This is a genomic window from Enterobacter hormaechei ATCC 49162, from assembly GCF_001875655.1.
Classification (GTDB): Bacteria; Pseudomonadota; Gammaproteobacteria; order Enterobacterales; family Enterobacteriaceae; genus Enterobacter; species Enterobacter hormaechei.
Genome location: NZ_MKEQ01000002.1, coordinates 514,367 through 529,009, shown reverse-complemented (window position 1 = coordinate 529,009; position 14,643 = coordinate 514,367). Strand labels below are relative to the sequence as shown.

Annotated in this window: 16 protein-coding genes and 1 tRNA gene; 12 read left to right on the top strand and 5 right to left on the bottom strand. The window is 54.5% G+C overall.

Features of this window, described 5'->3' with window-relative positions:
- The first annotated feature begins 5 nt into the window (after positions 1-5).
- From BH712_RS21615 to BH712_RS21590, 6 genes are read left to right on the top strand one after another with little or no spacing between them, the layout of a single operon-like run.
- Positions 6-707 (top strand): YggS family pyridoxal phosphate-dependent enzyme, encoded by a 702-nt coding sequence (locus BH712_RS21615; protein WP_006811927.1) that lies wholly within the window; start codon positions 6-8, stop codon positions 705-707.
- A gap of 21 nt (positions 708-728) precedes the next feature.
- Positions 729-1,295: a YggT family protein gene (locus BH712_RS21610; RefSeq protein WP_006811928.1), complete on the top strand. Its 567-nt coding sequence runs from the start codon at positions 729-731 to the stop codon at positions 1,293-1,295.
- Positions 1,292-1,588 (top strand): DUF167 family protein YggU, encoded by a 297-nt coding sequence (gene yggU / locus BH712_RS21605; RefSeq protein ID WP_003860023.1) that lies wholly within the window; start codon positions 1,292-1,294, stop codon positions 1,586-1,588. The genes BH712_RS21610 and yggU overlap by 4 nt, the downstream gene beginning before the upstream one ends.
- Before the next feature lie 3 nt (positions 1,589-1,591).
- Positions 1,592-2,185 carry an XTP/dITP diphosphatase gene (locus tag BH712_RS21600; protein ID WP_006811929.1) on the top strand — a complete coding sequence of 198 codons (594 nt, stop codon included), beginning with the start codon at positions 1,592-1,594 and terminating at the stop codon, positions 2,183-2,185.
- Positions 2,178-3,326 carry a radical SAM family heme chaperone HemW gene (gene hemW / locus BH712_RS21595; protein ID WP_006811930.1) on the top strand — a complete coding sequence of 383 codons (1,149 nt, stop codon included), beginning with the start codon at positions 2,178-2,180 and terminating at the stop codon, positions 3,324-3,326. The genes BH712_RS21600 and hemW overlap by 8 nt, the downstream gene beginning before the upstream one ends.
- A 56-nt stretch (positions 3,327-3,382) precedes the next feature.
- Positions 3,383-3,745, top strand: a complete 363-nt coding sequence (locus tag BH712_RS21590; protein WP_006811931.1) for an endonuclease domain-containing protein — start codon at positions 3,383-3,385, stop codon at positions 3,743-3,745.
- A gap of 173 nt (positions 3,746-3,918) precedes the next feature.
- On the opposite strand, the gene BH712_RS21585 is transcribed toward BH712_RS21590, so the two are convergent.
- Genes BH712_RS21585 through trmB form a run of 3 tightly spaced genes read right to left on the bottom strand, consistent with a single transcriptional unit; the run spans position 3,919 to position 5,738 of the window.
- Positions 3,919-4,635, bottom strand: coding sequence for a YggN family protein (locus BH712_RS21585; RefSeq protein ID WP_006811932.1), 717 nt, complete (start codon positions 4,633-4,635; stop codon positions 3,919-3,921).
- A 57-nt stretch (positions 4,636-4,692) separates the two neighbouring features.
- Entirely contained in the window at positions 4,693-5,019 is a 327-nt protein-coding gene (locus BH712_RS21580) for a YggL family protein (protein WP_003862421.1), read from the bottom strand.
- On the bottom strand, positions 5,019-5,738 hold the full coding sequence (gene trmB, locus BH712_RS21575) for a tRNA (guanosine(46)-N7)-methyltransferase TrmB (protein ID WP_006811933.1): 720 nt from the start codon (positions 5,736-5,738) through the stop codon (positions 5,019-5,021). Before trmB ends, BH712_RS21580 begins: the two co-directional genes overlap by 1 nt.
- A 144-nt stretch (positions 5,739-5,882) precedes the next feature.
- On the opposite strand from trmB, the gene mutY reads away from it, so the two are divergent.
- The 4 genes from mutY (at position 5,883) to BH712_RS21555 (ending at position 9,978) form a co-directional block, all read left to right on the top strand.
- A complete protein-coding gene (gene mutY / locus BH712_RS21570) occupies positions 5,883-6,935 on the top strand; it encodes an A/G-specific adenine glycosylase (protein ID WP_169313206.1) in 1,053 nt (350 codons plus the stop codon).
- A gap of 26 nt (positions 6,936-6,961) precedes the next feature.
- Entirely contained in the window at positions 6,962-7,234 is a 273-nt protein-coding gene (locus BH712_RS21565) for an oxidative damage protection protein (RefSeq protein ID WP_032674044.1), read from the top strand.
- 124 nt (positions 7,235-7,358) lie between these two features.
- Positions 7,359-8,435, top strand: coding sequence for a membrane-bound lytic murein transglycosylase MltC (gene mltC / locus BH712_RS21560; RefSeq protein ID WP_003862427.1), 1,077 nt, complete (start codon positions 7,359-7,361; stop codon positions 8,433-8,435).
- Positions 8,436-8,721: 286 nt separating this feature from the next.
- Positions 8,722-9,978 carry a nucleoside permease gene (locus BH712_RS21555; protein ID WP_006811937.1) on the top strand — a complete coding sequence of 419 codons (1,257 nt, stop codon included), beginning with the start codon at positions 8,722-8,724 and terminating at the stop codon, positions 9,976-9,978.
- A 50-nt stretch (positions 9,979-10,028) separates the two neighbouring features.
- Here the strand turns inward: BH712_RS21555 and BH712_RS21550 are convergent, their stop codons facing one another.
- A complete protein-coding gene (locus BH712_RS21550) occupies positions 10,029-12,164 on the bottom strand; it encodes an ornithine decarboxylase (RefSeq protein WP_001303432.1) in 2,136 nt (711 codons plus the stop codon).
- A 181-nt stretch (positions 12,165-12,345) separates the two neighbouring features.
- On the opposite strand from BH712_RS21550, the gene BH712_RS21545 reads away from it, so the two are divergent.
- Together BH712_RS21545 and BH712_RS21540 are read left to right on the top strand one after the other, a co-directional pair.
- A complete protein-coding gene (locus tag BH712_RS21545) occupies positions 12,346-13,059 on the top strand; it encodes a DUF554 domain-containing protein (RefSeq protein WP_006811938.1) in 714 nt (237 codons plus the stop codon).
- Positions 13,060-13,154: 95 nt separating this feature from the next.
- Positions 13,155-13,230: transfer RNA gene (locus tag BH712_RS21540), tRNA-Phe, on the top strand.
- A gap of 317 nt (positions 13,231-13,547) precedes the next feature.
- Here the strand turns inward: BH712_RS21540 and BH712_RS21535 are convergent.
- On the bottom strand, positions 13,548-14,594 hold the full coding sequence (locus BH712_RS21535; protein WP_006811939.1) for a porin: 1,047 nt from the start codon (positions 14,592-14,594) through the stop codon (positions 13,548-13,550).
- Positions 14,595-14,643 lie beyond the last annotated feature (49 nt).

Sequence of the window (14,643 nt, the reverse complement as noted above, 5' to 3'; positions counted from 1 at the left end):
GGAAAATGAACGACATTGCGCATAACCTGGCACAGGTCCGGGACAAAATCTCAGCCGCAGCAACGCGTTGCGGCCGTGCTTCAGAAGAAGTTACGTTGCTTGCAGTCAGCAAAACCAAGCCTGCGAGCGCCATCGCAGAAGCGATAGTCGCCGGTCATCGCGCCTTTGGTGAAAACTATGTGCAGGAAGGCGTGGATAAGATCCGTGCTTTCCGGGAGCGGGGAAATACAGATCTGCAATGGCACTTTATCGGTCCGCTACAGTCGAACAAAAGCCGACTGGTCGCAGAGCACTTCGACTGGTGTCACACCCTCGATCGTCTGCGCATTGCTACCCGTCTGAGCGACCAGCGTCCTATGGAGATGCCAGCGCTTAACGTGCTGATTCAAATCAACATCAGTGATGAAAACAGCAAGTCCGGCATTAGGCTGAGCGAACTGGATCAGCTGGCGGCTGACGTGGCGGCGCTGCCGCGCTTAACCCTGCGCGGGCTGATGGCCATTCCGGCACCAGAGTCAAGTTATGAAAGGCAGTTTGCCGTGGCACAGCAAATGGCTGTAGCATTTGAGGCGCTTAAAGCGCGCTATGACACGGTAGACACGCTTTCTCTGGGCATGTCGGACGATATGGAAGCCGCCATCGCGGCAGGCAGTACCATGGTGCGCATCGGCACGGCAATTTTCGGTGCGCGCGATTACACCCAATAATAAGGAAACCTGAGGAACGCCATGAAGACGTTGACTTTCCTGCTTTCAACGGTCATTGAACTGTATACGATGGCGCTGCTGTTGCGCGTCTGGATGCAGTGGGCCCGTTGTGATTTTTACAACCCATTCTCACAATTCATCGTGAAAATCACGCAGCCTGTTGTGGGGCCGCTTCGCCGCGTTATTCCGGCAATGGGGCCGATTGACAGTTCATCTCTGCTGATGGCGTTTATTCTTAGCGTTATCAAAGCGATCGTGCTGTTTATGGTCATCACTTTCCAGCCGATTATCTGGATTGCCGCCGTACTGATCCTTGTGAAAACCGTCGGTTCGCTGATCTTCTGGGTCCTGCTGGTGATGGCAATCATGAGCTGGGTAAGCCGGGGCCGTAGCCCGGTGGAATACGCGTTGATTCAGCTGACGGAACCGCTGCTGCGTCCGATTCGCAGCCTGCTCCCGGCAATGGGCGGAATCGACTTCTCCCCGATGCTCCTCGTTCTGCTGCTGTACGTGCTTAACATGGGTATCGCGGAGCTGTTACAGGCGACGGGTAATATGCTGCTGCCGGGGCTGTGGATGGCGCTATGAGTGCAGTAAGCCCCTGCGCCGACGGGCTGGTTTTACGGCTGTATATTCAGCCGAAAGCCAGCCGCGACAGCATTGTTGGGCTGCATGGCGACGAGTTAAAAGTCGCCATCACCGCCCCGCCGGTTGATGGTCAGGCGAACGCGCATCTGACCAAATATCTGGCAAAACAGTTTCGCGTCGCTAAAAGCCAGGTCATCATAGAAAAAGGTGAACTTGGGCGGCATAAACAGGTAAAAATCCTCAATCCGCAATCTATCCCGACGGAAGTCGCGGCTCTGACAGAACAGGACTAAACCATGCAGAAAGTTGTTCTCGCCACCGGTAACGCCGGAAAAGTGCGCGAGCTGGCCTCGCTATTAAATGATTTTGGGCTGGATGTAGTGGCCCAGACCGACCTTGGTGTGGAGTCCGCCGAAGAGACGGGGCTGACGTTTATCGAAAACGCCATTCTGAAAGCGCGCCATGCGGCGCAGGTAACCGGGCTGCCCGCGATTGCCGATGACTCCGGTCTGGCCGTGGATTTTCTCGGCGGTGCGCCGGGGATTTACTCCGCCCGCTATTCCGGCGTTGACGCCACCGACCAGCAGAATCTGGAAAAGCTGCTTGTTGCTCTGAAAGACGTACCGGACGATCAGCGTACCGCGCAGTTCCACTGCGTGCTGGTCTACATGCGTCACGCGGAAGATCCCACGCCGATTGTTTGTCACGGCAGCTGGCCGGGCGTGATCACCCGTGAAGCGGCGGGCAACGGCGGCTTTGGCTACGATCCGATTTTCTTTGTCCCGACCGAGGGCAAAACCGCCGCGGAACTGACCCGCGAAGAGAAAAGCGCGATTTCCCACCGTGGACGCGCCCTGAAACTGTTACTGGAAGCACTGCGTAATGGCTAATTTGCCGCCTCTGAGTCTTTATATTCATATCCCATGGTGTGTGCAGAAATGCCCGTACTGCGATTTCAACTCGCACGCGCTGAAGGGCGAAGTGCCGCACGATGATTACGTCGCGCATCTGCTGGCCGATCTGGATGCCGATGTCCCGTACGCACAGGGACGTGAAGTGAAGACCATTTTTATTGGTGGCGGTACGCCGAGCCTGCTTTCAGGCCCGGCGATGCAGACCCTGCTGGACGGCGTGCGCGCACGCCTGAACCTGGCAGCAGATGCGGAAATTACGATGGAAGCCAACCCCGGCACCGTTGAGGCCGACCGTTTTGTCGAGTATCAGCGCGCGGGCGTGAACCGTATCTCCATCGGCGTGCAGAGCTTTAGCGAGCCAAAACTGAAGCGTCTGGGGCGCATCCACGGCCCGGAAGAGGCAAAGCGCGCGGCGAACCTGGCAACGGGGCTTGGGCTACGCAGCTTTAACCTTGATTTAATGCACGGCCTGCCGGATCAGTCGCTCGAAGAAGCGCTGGACGATTTGCGTCAGGCGATTGAACTGAACCCGCCGCATCTGTCGTGGTATCAGCTGACCATTGAGCCGAACACCCTGTTCGGATCACGCCCTCCGGTGCTGCCGGACGATGACGCGCTGTGGGATATCTTCGAGCAGGGCCATCAGCTTTTGACCGCTGCGGGGTATAAGCAATACGAAACCTCGGCGTACGCGAAGCCGGGCTATCAGTGTCAGCACAATCTGAACTACTGGCGTTTTGGTGATTATCTGGGCATTGGCTGCGGCGCGCACGGTAAAGTGACCTTCCCGGATGGGCGCATTCTGCGTACCGCCAAAACCCGCCATCCGCGTGGGTATATGGAAGGCCGCTACCTGGAGCGTCAGCACGACGTCGAGGCGGCGGATAAGCCGTTTGAGTTCTTTATGAACCGCTTCCGTCTGCTGGAAGCCGCGCCGCGCGCGGAGTTTGCGCTTTACACCGGGTTGTCGGAGTCGGTGATTCGTCCGCAGATTGACGAAGCGCTGGCGCAGGGGTATCTGACCGAGAGTGATGAGTCCTGGCAGATCACCGAGCACGGCAAGCTGTTCTTAAACTCCCTTCTTGAGCTGTTCCTCGCTGAAGATCCTGAAGGCTGATTCAGGAATTTGCATCCCGTTCTGCCGACTGAGGGAAAGGCTGGCAGAGTACGGGGATGGAAATTATTCGTTCTTACGCAAAACAGCTCAGACGCGAGCTGACAAAAGAAGAAAGGCGGCTTTGGTATTTACTACGTAGCCGCCGTTTCGAAAATTATAAATTTCGTCGACAGCATCCGTTAGGTAATTACATTCTGGATTTCGCCTGCTGCGCGGTTCGTCTGGCCGTTGAACTGGATGGCGGACAGCATGATGAGAATCAGGAGTACGATCGCCAAAGGACGCTCTGGCTAAATCGAAAGGGCTGGTACGTCATTCGTTTCTGGAACAACGAACTCTGGGATAATGAAGAGGCGGTGTTAGAGAGGATCCTTGAGACGCTGCAAATGCTGCAACCCTCACCCCGGCCCTCTCCCTGAAAGGGAGAGGGAGCAAACCAATACTTCCCCCCCATTTGGGAACAGGGAGCAAACCAATACTTCCCCCCATTTGGGAACAGGGCGCAAACCAATACTTCCCCCCATTTGGGAACAGGGCGCAAACTATTCCCTCTCCCCTTTGGGGAGAGGGTTAGGGTGAGGGGCGAAGTAAATTACTTCAGCGTCCCCACCAGCGCCTTCCGGCTATCTTCCAGCGACACCACGCGTTTACACACGTCTTTGCCGAACTGCTGGAAATCGGCTTCCTGATTCTTCCACTCGTTCTGAATCGAGGTTTGCAGTCCGCCCAGGCTACCCAGTACGCCCTGCAACGGATTACCGCCGCCTTTCAGCACGGCTTTAGCACCCATCTCATTAATGCTGTCCTGGAGAATGCCGCCCATCGCCTGGTTCACCAGCTGTTGACCGTCGGCACGCACCTGATCGATAGCCTTATAGTGGAACGTCAGGCCATCAGAGCGCGTCTCGATAATACGGTTCATCTGCTCTTTCAGCTGTTTATCCAGCTTCGTCAGGCGGGTGCGCATATTGCTGCTCTCACCCACCTCTTTGGTGATGATTTTATCCAGCGCCACACGTCCCTTCTCTACGCGGGTCAGCGCGCCGTCGTTGATCCACGGCAGTGCAGTACGCAACTCGGCCTGGTAGTCCATCGCCTGCTCGCGCTGGGCGGCCGTCAGGTTTTGTGGTTTGCCGTTAAAGGTGACGTTGCCATCCGGCGTAATCACCAGATTGCCATTCTCGCCCTTAACCTGCACGGTTTGCGGACTCAGCACCACGTCATCACGCGGGGTGACGCTACATTTATACTCCGCATGAGCGGTGGATCCGATTGCCAGTAAAGCAACAGCCAGCAACGTTTTGCGCATCGTTAACACTCCCTCAGACAAAATGGGCCAGCTAATGCTGGCCCCGTTCTTGCTTTATTAGTCCCACCAAACGTCGAAAAGTTCGCTGACGCGGACATCTTCCAGTTTGTGGTCTTCAAGCCATTTGCGTACCAGCGCCTGATGTTCTTCGGTGCATTTACCCACTTCCTGGGTGCAAATCAGACCTTCCCACGCCAGATAGCCGCTACCGTCGAAGGCCAGCTTGTTTGGCTCGATCACCTCGTTGATGAACGCATCAACGTCCTGATCGATCTGCTCAACGCTGGTGCCTTCCGGGAAACGCCAGGCAACGGAGAAACCCACTTCCTGGAATTCTTCGATGTGCATCTTTTTACGCAGACGACGGCTACGATTCTTTGCCATTATTTCACCCTCTCGAACATTAAGTCCCATACGCCGTGACCAAGACGATGGCCACGCTGTTCAAATTTTGTCACCGGACGTGAATCCGGACGCGGTACGTAGTCGTTGCTTTCAGACTGGTTTTTATACCCGTCCAGAGACGACATCACTTCCAGCATATGTTCCGCATAAGGTTCCCAGTCGGTCGCCATGTGGAAGACGCCGCCCAGCTTCAGCTTGCTTTTCACCAGTTCGGCAAACGGCGCCTGAACGATACGGCGTTTATTATGACGTGCTTTGTGCCACGGGTCAGGGAAAAAGAGCTGAACCATGTTCAAAGAATTGTCAGGAATCATTTTGTGCAGCACTTCCACCGCGTCGTGACACATCACGCGCAGGTTCTCAACGCCCTCTTCATGAGCGGTTGCGAGACAGGCACCGACGCCCGGCGAATGCACTTCAATGCCAAGGAAATTCTGCTCCGGGCACGCTTTCGCCATGGTCACCAGCGAGGTACCCATACCAAAACCGATCTCCAGCTTCACTGGCGCGTCGCGACCGAACAGGTCGGTAAAGTCGAGCGGCTGCTCGCTGAACTCAACGCCCATCACCGGCCAGTAGTTGTCCAGCGCGTGTTGCTGCCCTTTTGTCAGGCGGCCCTGACGGCGGACAAAGCTGCGAATACGGCGCAGCGGGCGACCGTTTTCATCAAATTCCGGTGAAATGACGTCGTTTTTCATAAAAGAGTTGTCTGCTTGTGAGAGTGTTCGGGAAACGGGCATTATCCAAAGTTAAGGCTTCTATGCAAGCATGGGAAAGATCCGGTTTACAGCAGATTGACGCTGTGCTGCAATCTGCGTCCCTGATTAAGCGAATCGATGACCATGCAAGCCTCTCAATTTTCAGCCCAGGTGCTGGACTGGTACGACAAATACGGGCGTAAAACCCTGCCCTGGCAAATTGAAAAAACGCCTTACAAAGTATGGCTCTCCGAGGTGATGTTGCAACAAACGCAGGTCGCGACGGTCATTCCTTACTTCGAGCGTTTTATGGCGCGCTTCCCGACAATCACCGATCTGGCAAACGCGCCGCTGGACGAGGTGCTGCACCTGTGGACTGGGCTTGGCTACTACGCCCGTGCGCGCAACCTGCACAAAGCCGCACAGCAGGTCGCCACCCGCCACAACGGTAAATTCCCGGAAACCTTTGACGAGGTGGCGGATTTGCCCGGCGTCGGGCGTTCAACCGCAGGCGCCATCCTCTCCCTGTCCTTAGGCAAACATTTCCCTATTCTCGACGGCAACGTCAAACGCGTGCTCGCACGCTGCTACGCGGTAGAGGGCTGGCCGGGCAAGAAAGAGGTTGAGAAACGCCTGTGGGAGATCAGTGAGGCGGTCACTCCGGCGAAAGGCGTCGAGCGTTTTAATCAGGCGATGATGGATCTGGGCGCGATGGTCTGCACCCGTTCAAAACCGAAGTGCGAACTCTGCCCGGTAAACAACCTTTGCGTGGCCTATGCGAACCACACCTGGGCGCAGTATCCGGGGAAAAAACCGAAGCAGACGCTGCCTGAACGCACCGGGTACATGCTCCTGATGCAGCATGGTGACGAGGTGTTTCTTGCCCAGCGACCACCGAGTGGCCTGTGGGGTGGTCTATACTGCTTCCCACAGTTTGAGGATGAAGCCTCGCTTCGGGCATGGCTTGAACAGCGCGGCATTGCGGCCGATACCCTGACGCAACTCAACGCGTTCCGTCATACCTTCAGCCATTTCCATCTGGATATTGTGCCGATGTGGCTTCCCGTGTCCTCATTCACGTCGTGCATGGATGAAGGCACCGCTCTCTGGTATAACTTAGCGCAACCGCCATCAGTCGGGCTGGCGGCTCCCGTGGAGCGCCTGTTACAGCAATTACGTGTCGGTGCAATGGTTTAGCATCGGCAAGACAAAGAGGAATGAGTATGGCCAGAACCATTTTTTGTACTTTCCTACAGCGCGACGCTGAAGGCCAGGATTTCCAGCTCTACCCGGGCGACCTGGGTAAGCGCATTTACAACGAGATCTCCAAAGACGCCTGGGGACAGTGGCAGAAAAAACAGACCATGCTGATCAACGAGAAAAAGCTCAGCATGATGAACCCGGAACACCGCAAACTGCTGGAGCAGGAGATGGTGAACTTCCTGTTCGAAGGTAAAGACGTCCACATCGAAGGCTATACGCCACCGGAAAAATAATATCGCGCTGCTGGTGCCGGGTGGCGCTGCGCTTACCCGGCCTACAAAACCGTAGGCCCGTGCAAGCGCAGCGCCGCCGGGCAACAGCACCCCCAAAGCAAACACAACACGCACTCCCGGAATGATGAAAAAACTTTTAGCGCTAGCCCTTGTTGCGCCGTTGCTTGTGTCTTGTTCTTCCAAAAAAGGCGATGAATACAACGAAGCCTGGGTTAAGGACACCAACGGTTTTGACATTTTGATGGGGCAGTTTGCCCACAACATCGAGAATATATGGGGATTTAACGAAGTCCTGATTGCCGGACCGAAGGACTACGTTAAGTACACCGACGCCTATCAGACCCGTAGCCACATCAACTTCGATGACGGTACGATTACGGTTGAAACCATCGCGGGGACTGAACCTGCGGCGCATTTACGTCAGGCCATCATCAAAACCCTGCTGATGGGCGACGATCCAGGGTCTATTGACCTCTACTCTGATGCCGATGACATCACCATCTCCAAAGAGCCATTCCTGTATGGGCAGGTCGTAGACCAGACCGGTCAGCCGATCCGCTGGGAAGGCCGCGCCACGAAATTTGCCGACTATCTGCTGCAAACGCGCCTGAAAAGCCGCACCAATGGCCTGAAGGTGATCTACAGCGTCACGATCAACCTGGTACCGAACCACCTCGACAAGCGTGCGCATAAGTATCTGGGCATGGTGCGTCAGGCATCGCGTAAGTATGGCGTGGATGAGTCGCTGATCCTGGCGATCATGCAGACCGAATCCTCGTTCAACCCCTACGCGGTAAGCCGTTCCGACGCGCTGGGACTGATGCAGGTTGTGCAGCACAGCGCCGGTAAAGACGTGTTCCGCGCGCAGGGGAAATCCGGCACGCCGAGCCGTAGCTACCTGTTCGACCCACAAAGCAACATTGATACCGGCACGGCCTATCTGGCGATGCTGAACAATGTCTATCTTGGCGGAATTGATAACCCAACCTCACGTCGCTATGCGGTGATCACCGCCTATAACGGCGGGGCGGGCAGCGTGCTGCGCGTCTTCTCGAACGATAAGGTGCAGGCCGCGAACATCATCAACAGCATGGCGCCGGGCGATGTGTACGCTACCCTCACCACCCGCCACCCGTCTGCGGAATCCCGCCGCTATCTGTATAAGGTGAATACGGCGCAGAAGAACTATCGTCGCCGCTAGAAACCAACATCTTCCCCTCACCCTAACCCTCTCCCCAAAGGGGAGAGGGAACTTGAACACCCTCTCCCCTTTGGGGAGAGGGCAGGGTGAGGGGAATAAACCGCACCCACCCCACCCATACGAAAATGCTATTTGCATCACAATCCAGACTGCAAATTAATGTGGATTGCATTTTTTTGCGGGAGGTAACAAAACATATCGTTGCCAACTGATAAGATTGCATCAAATAACAACCCTGAATGTTCCTATAACAACATATCTCCCGCTCACTTGTGAGGAAAGTAACATGAACCTTAAGCTGCAGCTTAAAATCTTGTCGTTTCTGCAGTTCTGCCTGTGGGGTAGCTGGCTGACTACACTCGGCTCCTATATGTTTGTGACGCTCAAGTTCGATGGTGCGTCGATCGGTGCCGTTTACAGCTCGCTGGGTATTGCGGCTGTTTTCATGCCAACGCTGCTCGGTATCGTGGCGGATAAATGGTTAAGCGCGAAATGGCTGTATATGCTTTGCCATCTGGTGGGTGCGGGGACGCTGTTTATGGCGGCCGAAGTGACCACGCCAGGGGCGATGTTTATGGTGATCCTGCTCAACTCGCTGGCGTACATGCCAACGCTTGGGTTGATCAACACCATCTCCTACTACCGCCTGAAATCAGCGGGCCTGGATATCGTCACCGACTTCCCGCCGATCCGTATCTGGGGCACCATCGGCTTTATCATGGCCATGTGGGGCGTGAGTTTCGCGGGCTTCGAGCTGAGCCACATGCAGCTGTATATTGGTGCCGCGCTCTCCGTGCTGCTGGCGCTGTTCACCCTGACGCTGCCTACTATTCCGGTGTCTAACCAGCAGAAAAACCAGAGCTGGAGCACCATGCTCGGCCTGGACGCGTTCGCGCTGTTCAAAAACAAGCGTATGGCGATCTTCTTCATCTTCTCTATGCTGCTGGGCGCGGAACTGCAAATCACCAACATGTTCGGTAATACCTTCCTGCACAGCTTCGATAACGATCCGCTGTTTGCCGGAAGCTTTATCGTTGAACACGCGTCGGTGATGATGTCCATCTCGCAGATCTCCGAGACGCTGTTCATCCTGACCATTCCGTTCTTCCTGAGCCGCTACGGTATCAAGAACGTCATGCTGATCAGTATCGCCGCGTGGATGCTGCGCTTCGGCCTGTTTGCCTACGGCGACCCAAGCGCATTCGGCACCGTGCTGCTGGTGCTGTCGATGATCGTTTACGGCTGCGCCTTCGACTTCTTCAACATCTCCGGTTCGGTGTTTGTGGAAAAAGAGGTAAAACCAGAGATCCGCGCCAGCGCACAGGGCATGTTCCTGATGATGACCAACGGCTTCGGCTGTATTCTGGGCGGCGTGGTGAGCGGTAAAGTGGTTGAGATGTATACCACCAACGGCATTACCAACTGGCAGCCAGTGTGGCTGATCTTCGCCGGGTACTCGCTGGTGCTGTTCTTCGCGTTCATCGCGCTGTTCAAGTACAAGCACGTACGCGAACCACACGGTGCGCAGCCAGTCGCGCATTGATTGTTGTGCCCGGTGGCGCAAGCTTACCGGGCATACGTTTGGGAAAAGCGTTATTTCAGCACGTATCCATACAGCCGCTTAATCCCGTCCGCATCTTTCTCGCTGTAAACGCCCTGCAACTCTGGCGAGAAACCTGGCAGCATATTAATGCCCTCTTCCAGTGCCAGGAAGTAGCGCTGCACCGCACCACCCCACACTTCTCCCGGCACCACGCACAGCACACCCGGCGGGTATGGCAGCGCGCCTTCGGCGGCAATGCGCCCTTCGGCGTCACGAATTCGCACCAGTTCCACGTTCCCGCGAATGTACTCCTGGTTGGCATCCTGCGGGTTCATCACCACAGCGGGCAGGCTCTCCTGACGGAACATCGCCTTCTGTAAGTCCTTCACGTTAAAACTGACGTAGAGATCGTGCATCTCCTGGCACAGCTGACGGATCGTGTAGTCGCGGTAACGCACCGGGTATTTCTGGTAGATGGTCGGCAGCACGTCCGCGAGCGGCGTGTCGTCTTCAATATGCTGCTCAAACTGCCCCAGCATTGCCACCAGCTGCGCCAGCTTCTCGCTGCTTTCGGCAGGTGTCAGCAGGAACAGGATGGAGTTGAGATCGCACTTCTCCGGCACAATGCCGTTTTCGCGCAGGTAATGCGCGAGAATGGTCGCCGGAATGCCGAAATCGGTATAGTGCCCTGTTTCGGCATCAATGCCCGGCGTGGTCAGCAGCAGCTTGCACGGATCGACAAAATACTGCTCGCGGGCATAGCCTTCAAAACCGTGCCATTTTGCACCCGGTTCAAAACTAAAGAAGCGACGCTCGCTGGCGATGGCCTGCGTAGGGTGATCCTGCCATGGCCGCCCCGCCACCACCGGTGGGATAAACGGTTTGATCATAGTGCAGTTGGCGATGATGGCCTTGCGCGCTTCAATGCCCAGCTCGACACACTCCGCCCACAGCCTGCGTCCGCTCTCACCCTCGTGGATCTTGGCGTTCACATCCAGCGCCGCAAAAAGCGGGTAAAACGGGCTGGTGGAGGCATGCAGCATGAACGCATTGTTCAGCCGCTTGTGGGGACAGAAACGCGACTGACCGCGAATATGGTTATCTTTTTTATGGATCTGCGACGTTTGCGAGAACCCGGCCTGCTGCTTGTGGACCGACTGGGTGACGAAAATACCCGGATCGTTCTCGTTCAGTTCCAGCAAAAGCGGAGACGTTTCCGCCATCATCGGGATAAATTGCTCGTAGCCGACCCAGGCGGAGTCAAACAGGACGTAGTCGCAAAGGTGACCGATCTTGTCGATCACCTGACGGGCGTTGTAGATCGTGCCGTCGTAGGTGCCCAGCTGGATGACGGCCAGGCGGAACGGGCGCGCGTCGGCGGCTTTATCCGGCGCGACGTCGCGGATCAGGTTCCTGAGATACGCCTCGTCAAAGCAGTGTTCATCAATCCCGCCGATAAAACCAAACGGATTACGCGCTGCCTCAAGATAGACAGGCGTTGCCCCGGCCTGGATCAGCGCCCCGTGATGGTTGGACTTATGGTTGTTGCGGTCGAACAGTACCAGGTCGCCGCGCGTAAGCAGCGCGTTGGTCACTACCTTATTGGCCGCCGACGTACCGTTCAGTACGAAGTAGGTTTTGTCCGCGTTGAACACTTTGGCCGCGAACTTTTGCGCGTGCTTGGCAGAACCTTCGTGGATCAGCAAATCCCCGAGCTTCACGTCGGCATTGCACATATCGGCACGAAACACGTTTTCACCGAAGAAGTCGTAGAACTGCCGCCCCGCCGGGTGTTTTTTGAAAAAGGCGCCGTGCTGGTGTCCCGGACAGGCAAAGGTGCTGTTTCCCATCGCAACATACTGACTCAGGGTGTCAAAAAAGGGCGGCAGCAGCTTTTCTTCATACCGACAGGCGGCAGATTCCAGTTCCAGGAACTCCTGTGCTTTACCCGAGATGATCGCCGTGACACCCTCGGGCACTTCTCCAGGCTCTGTTGAGAACATAAATACCGGTAACTGAAAGCCCGTACGCTTCAGCAACGCGAGAATGCCGCTGTAGCTTTCAACAACCGTAATGACGACTGCCGCCACATCGGTGAAATCGGTGTTATCCAGCATAACCTTTTCGCGATGCGTCGAAACTTTGGATACCAGCTCACGGCTGACGGCAATTTTCATGGTTTTCATAAGCGCAAATACCCTCACCGAACGGTGAGACAGGAAGGAGAAAATTCGCGCAATCATGTCACCTTTTATTTTCAGGTGCAAGAAGGAATCAGTATGCGTTACGCCTCCCAAAGCTAAGCATAATCAGGGACGGACGTGCCATAATCATGCAATGCCAGTGCTTAAATAACAGGAGTTAAACGTGGTGATTGGACCCTTTATCAATGCGGGAGCCGTACTGCTGGGCGGTGTACTTGGTGCAGTATTAAGTCAGCGCTTGCCGGAGCGTATTCGTGTCTCCATGCCCTCTATTTTTGGCCTGGCATCATTAGGGATTGGTATCCTGTTAGTGGTGAAATGCGCCAACCTGCCGGTGATGGTACTGGCGACCCTGCTCGGCGCGCTGATCGGCGAGTTCTGCTACCTGGAAAAAGGCATCAACAACGCAGTAGGTAAAGCCAAAAACCTGATTGCCCGACCGGGTAAGACGAAGCACGGCACTCATGAAACGTTCATTCAGAATTACGTCGCGATCATTATTCTGTTCTGCGCCAGCGGCACGGGGATATTCGGTTCGATGCAGGAAGGGATGACCGGTGATCCGAGCATATTGATTGCGAAAGCGTTTCTGGATTTCTTTACTGCCACCATTTTTGCCACCACCCTCGGCATTGCTGTCGCCGCGATATGTGTGCCAATGCTGCTTATTCAGCTAGCGCTGGCCACCTGCGCCACGCTCATCCTGCCACTGACAACGCCAACAATGATGGCAGACTTTACCGCCGTCGGCGGCCTGCTGCTGCTGGCGACAGGGCTGCGCATCTGTGGCATCAAGATGTTTGCAGTGGTGAACATGCTCCCTGCCCTGTTGCTCGCGATGCCGCTTTCCGCGCTCTGGACGCACTTTTTCGCTTAAGTTTGCGGCGAAATGGTGAGAGAGTGTGCAGTCTGCACCGAAAACCACAAATTTCGTTGACGTCGGAGGGAGGATCGGGTTTAATGCGCCCCGTTGCCCGGATAGCTCAGTCGGTAGAGCAGGGGATTGAAAATCCCCGTGTCCTTGGTTCGATTCCGAGTCCGGGCACCACTATTCAGAAAACCCGCCCTTGAGGCGGGTTTTTGCTTTACGGTTACCTCATCCTGCACAGGTCAACCCGGTCATGCGTAGCTCACACCAATACAACGGTGAGCAGACGCCCCCGTATCGGAAAGCAGATAAAACCCGATATAGTCCAGTATTATAGTTTCGTTAAATTAAATACCAGAACGCAGCTATCCTGTCTTTTTAGTCAAACAAAAAAGATTCAGATCGTTATGCGCTGAATGTATTTTCTATTAAAAATAAATTAAAAATCCACAACGAGCTTATTTAACAGAACAGTAAATTAAACTCACTGAATAAATTTAAAACCAGAATTCAAGACCGGCGCGATAAAAGTTGTCGTTGCTCGTTGAGTTATAGGCATCGGTTCGACCGACACGGATATAAGGCAGAAATCCGTTTTCCATATTCAGCATTAGCTGTAACGATATGACTTTATCGGCGGTGTCTTTCTGTACGACATTATCAATTTTATAATCGTTATTTTTGGCATATCCCAGCTTAGCTCCATAGATGCCGTGCCAGTATTCGCCAATTAAACTATATGCATCCTGAGTACTTTTAACATGGGTTTTAAGATCGGTCGTTTGACCATTTTTATAGCCTGCGTAAAACCGTAGACCAAGATCGGGAATGGGTACTTCGAGACCCAGCACATAGCCAGAGGCATCCTCCAGATTGTTATTAAGCGTATCATCAGTTGGCTGATCGGACTTGTTGCGGGTTTCCTCGTATGCTGCATGGACTTTTATCGTCGAATACGGCGTCCAGGTTATCCGCGAGCTGTAGGTTGTTGAACCCGAAATCGTAGCGTCGTCCCGGTTAACGCTGAGCACCACATCAAACGCTCCATAATCATCCGTAACCAGACTGCCATCATAACGCATCATATTCGACATACGATTACTCTGATGCCATCTGACGTCCCCTCCCCAGTCAAAAACGCGACCGAGGCCGGGGTTGGTATAAGGCCAGTCAATGATTTCATACAGCGCACTCTTCATTCGACCAAAGCGAAGTTTGCCATACTTACCCTCGAATCCTACGAAGGTATCAAACTTCCCCAGGCCAGAGTCTTCGGCCTCATAACCGACATAGCCACTTTCTATCTGAAAGATAACATTTATTCCCTCGGTTATTTCTTTATTGCCGCGAAAGCCAATGTATGATTCATTATCAAGAGTGTAGTCATAGTTCCGCTCATTAGCCTGAGTTGCAAAAACGGACATGGCGAGTTTACCGTAGATTTCCAGATTAAAATCTTTTGGCCCTCCTACCAACATTGCATTTGCTATTGTCGGCACTGCCGTAAGCAAAGAAATTAAAATGGTTTTACTTGTTTTATTCATAAGTTGCCCCCAGTAATTTTCATACCTGAAAAGAATAAGGATTGAAAAT

Bases quoted from the DNA above. Each gene is read 5' to 3' on its own strand.
- BH712_RS21565 (WP_032674044.1), top strand. From the start codon at position 6,962: ATGGCCAGAACCATTTTTTGTACTTTCCTACAGCGCGACGCTGAAGGC.
- BH712_RS21580 (WP_003862421.1), bottom strand. From the start codon at position 5,019: ATGGCAAAGAATCGTAGCCGTCGTCTGCGTAAAAAGATGCACATCGAA.
- trmB (WP_006811933.1), bottom strand. From the start codon at position 5,738: ATGAAAAACGACGTCATTTCACCGGAATTTGATGAAAACGGTCGCCCG.
- BH712_RS21555 (WP_006811937.1), top strand. From the start codon at position 8,722: ATGAACCTTAAGCTGCAGCTTAAAATCTTGTCGTTTCTGCAGTTCTGC.
- BH712_RS21585 (WP_006811932.1), bottom strand. From the start codon at position 4,635: ATGCGCAAAACGTTGCTGGCTGTTGCTTTACTGGCAATCGGATCCACC.
- mutY (WP_169313206.1), top strand. From the start codon at position 5,883: ATGCAAGCCTCTCAATTTTCAGCCCAGGTGCTGGACTGGTACGACAAA.
- BH712_RS21600 (WP_006811929.1), top strand. From the start codon at position 1,592: ATGCAGAAAGTTGTTCTCGCCACCGGTAACGCCGGAAAAGTGCGCGAG.
- BH712_RS21610 (WP_006811928.1), top strand. From the start codon at position 729: ATGAAGACGTTGACTTTCCTGCTTTCAACGGTCATTGAACTGTATACG.
- yggU (WP_003860023.1), top strand. From the start codon at position 1,292: ATGAGTGCAGTAAGCCCCTGCGCCGACGGGCTGGTTTTACGGCTGTAT.
- BH712_RS21535 (WP_006811939.1), bottom strand. From the start codon at position 14,594: ATGAATAAAACAAGTAAAACCATTTTAATTTCTTTGCTTACGGCAGTG.
- mltC (WP_003862427.1), top strand. From the start codon at position 7,359: ATGAAAAAACTTTTAGCGCTAGCCCTTGTTGCGCCGTTGCTTGTGTCT.
- BH712_RS21550 (WP_001303432.1), bottom strand. From the start codon at position 12,164: ATGAAAACCATGAAAATTGCCGTCAGCCGTGAGCTGGTATCCAAAGTT.
- hemW (WP_006811930.1), top strand. From the start codon at position 2,178: ATGGCTAATTTGCCGCCTCTGAGTCTTTATATTCATATCCCATGGTGT.
- BH712_RS21590 (WP_006811931.1), top strand. From the start codon at position 3,383: ATGGAAATTATTCGTTCTTACGCAAAACAGCTCAGACGCGAGCTGACA.
- BH712_RS21615 (WP_006811927.1), top strand. From the start codon at position 6: ATGAACGACATTGCGCATAACCTGGCACAGGTCCGGGACAAAATCTCA.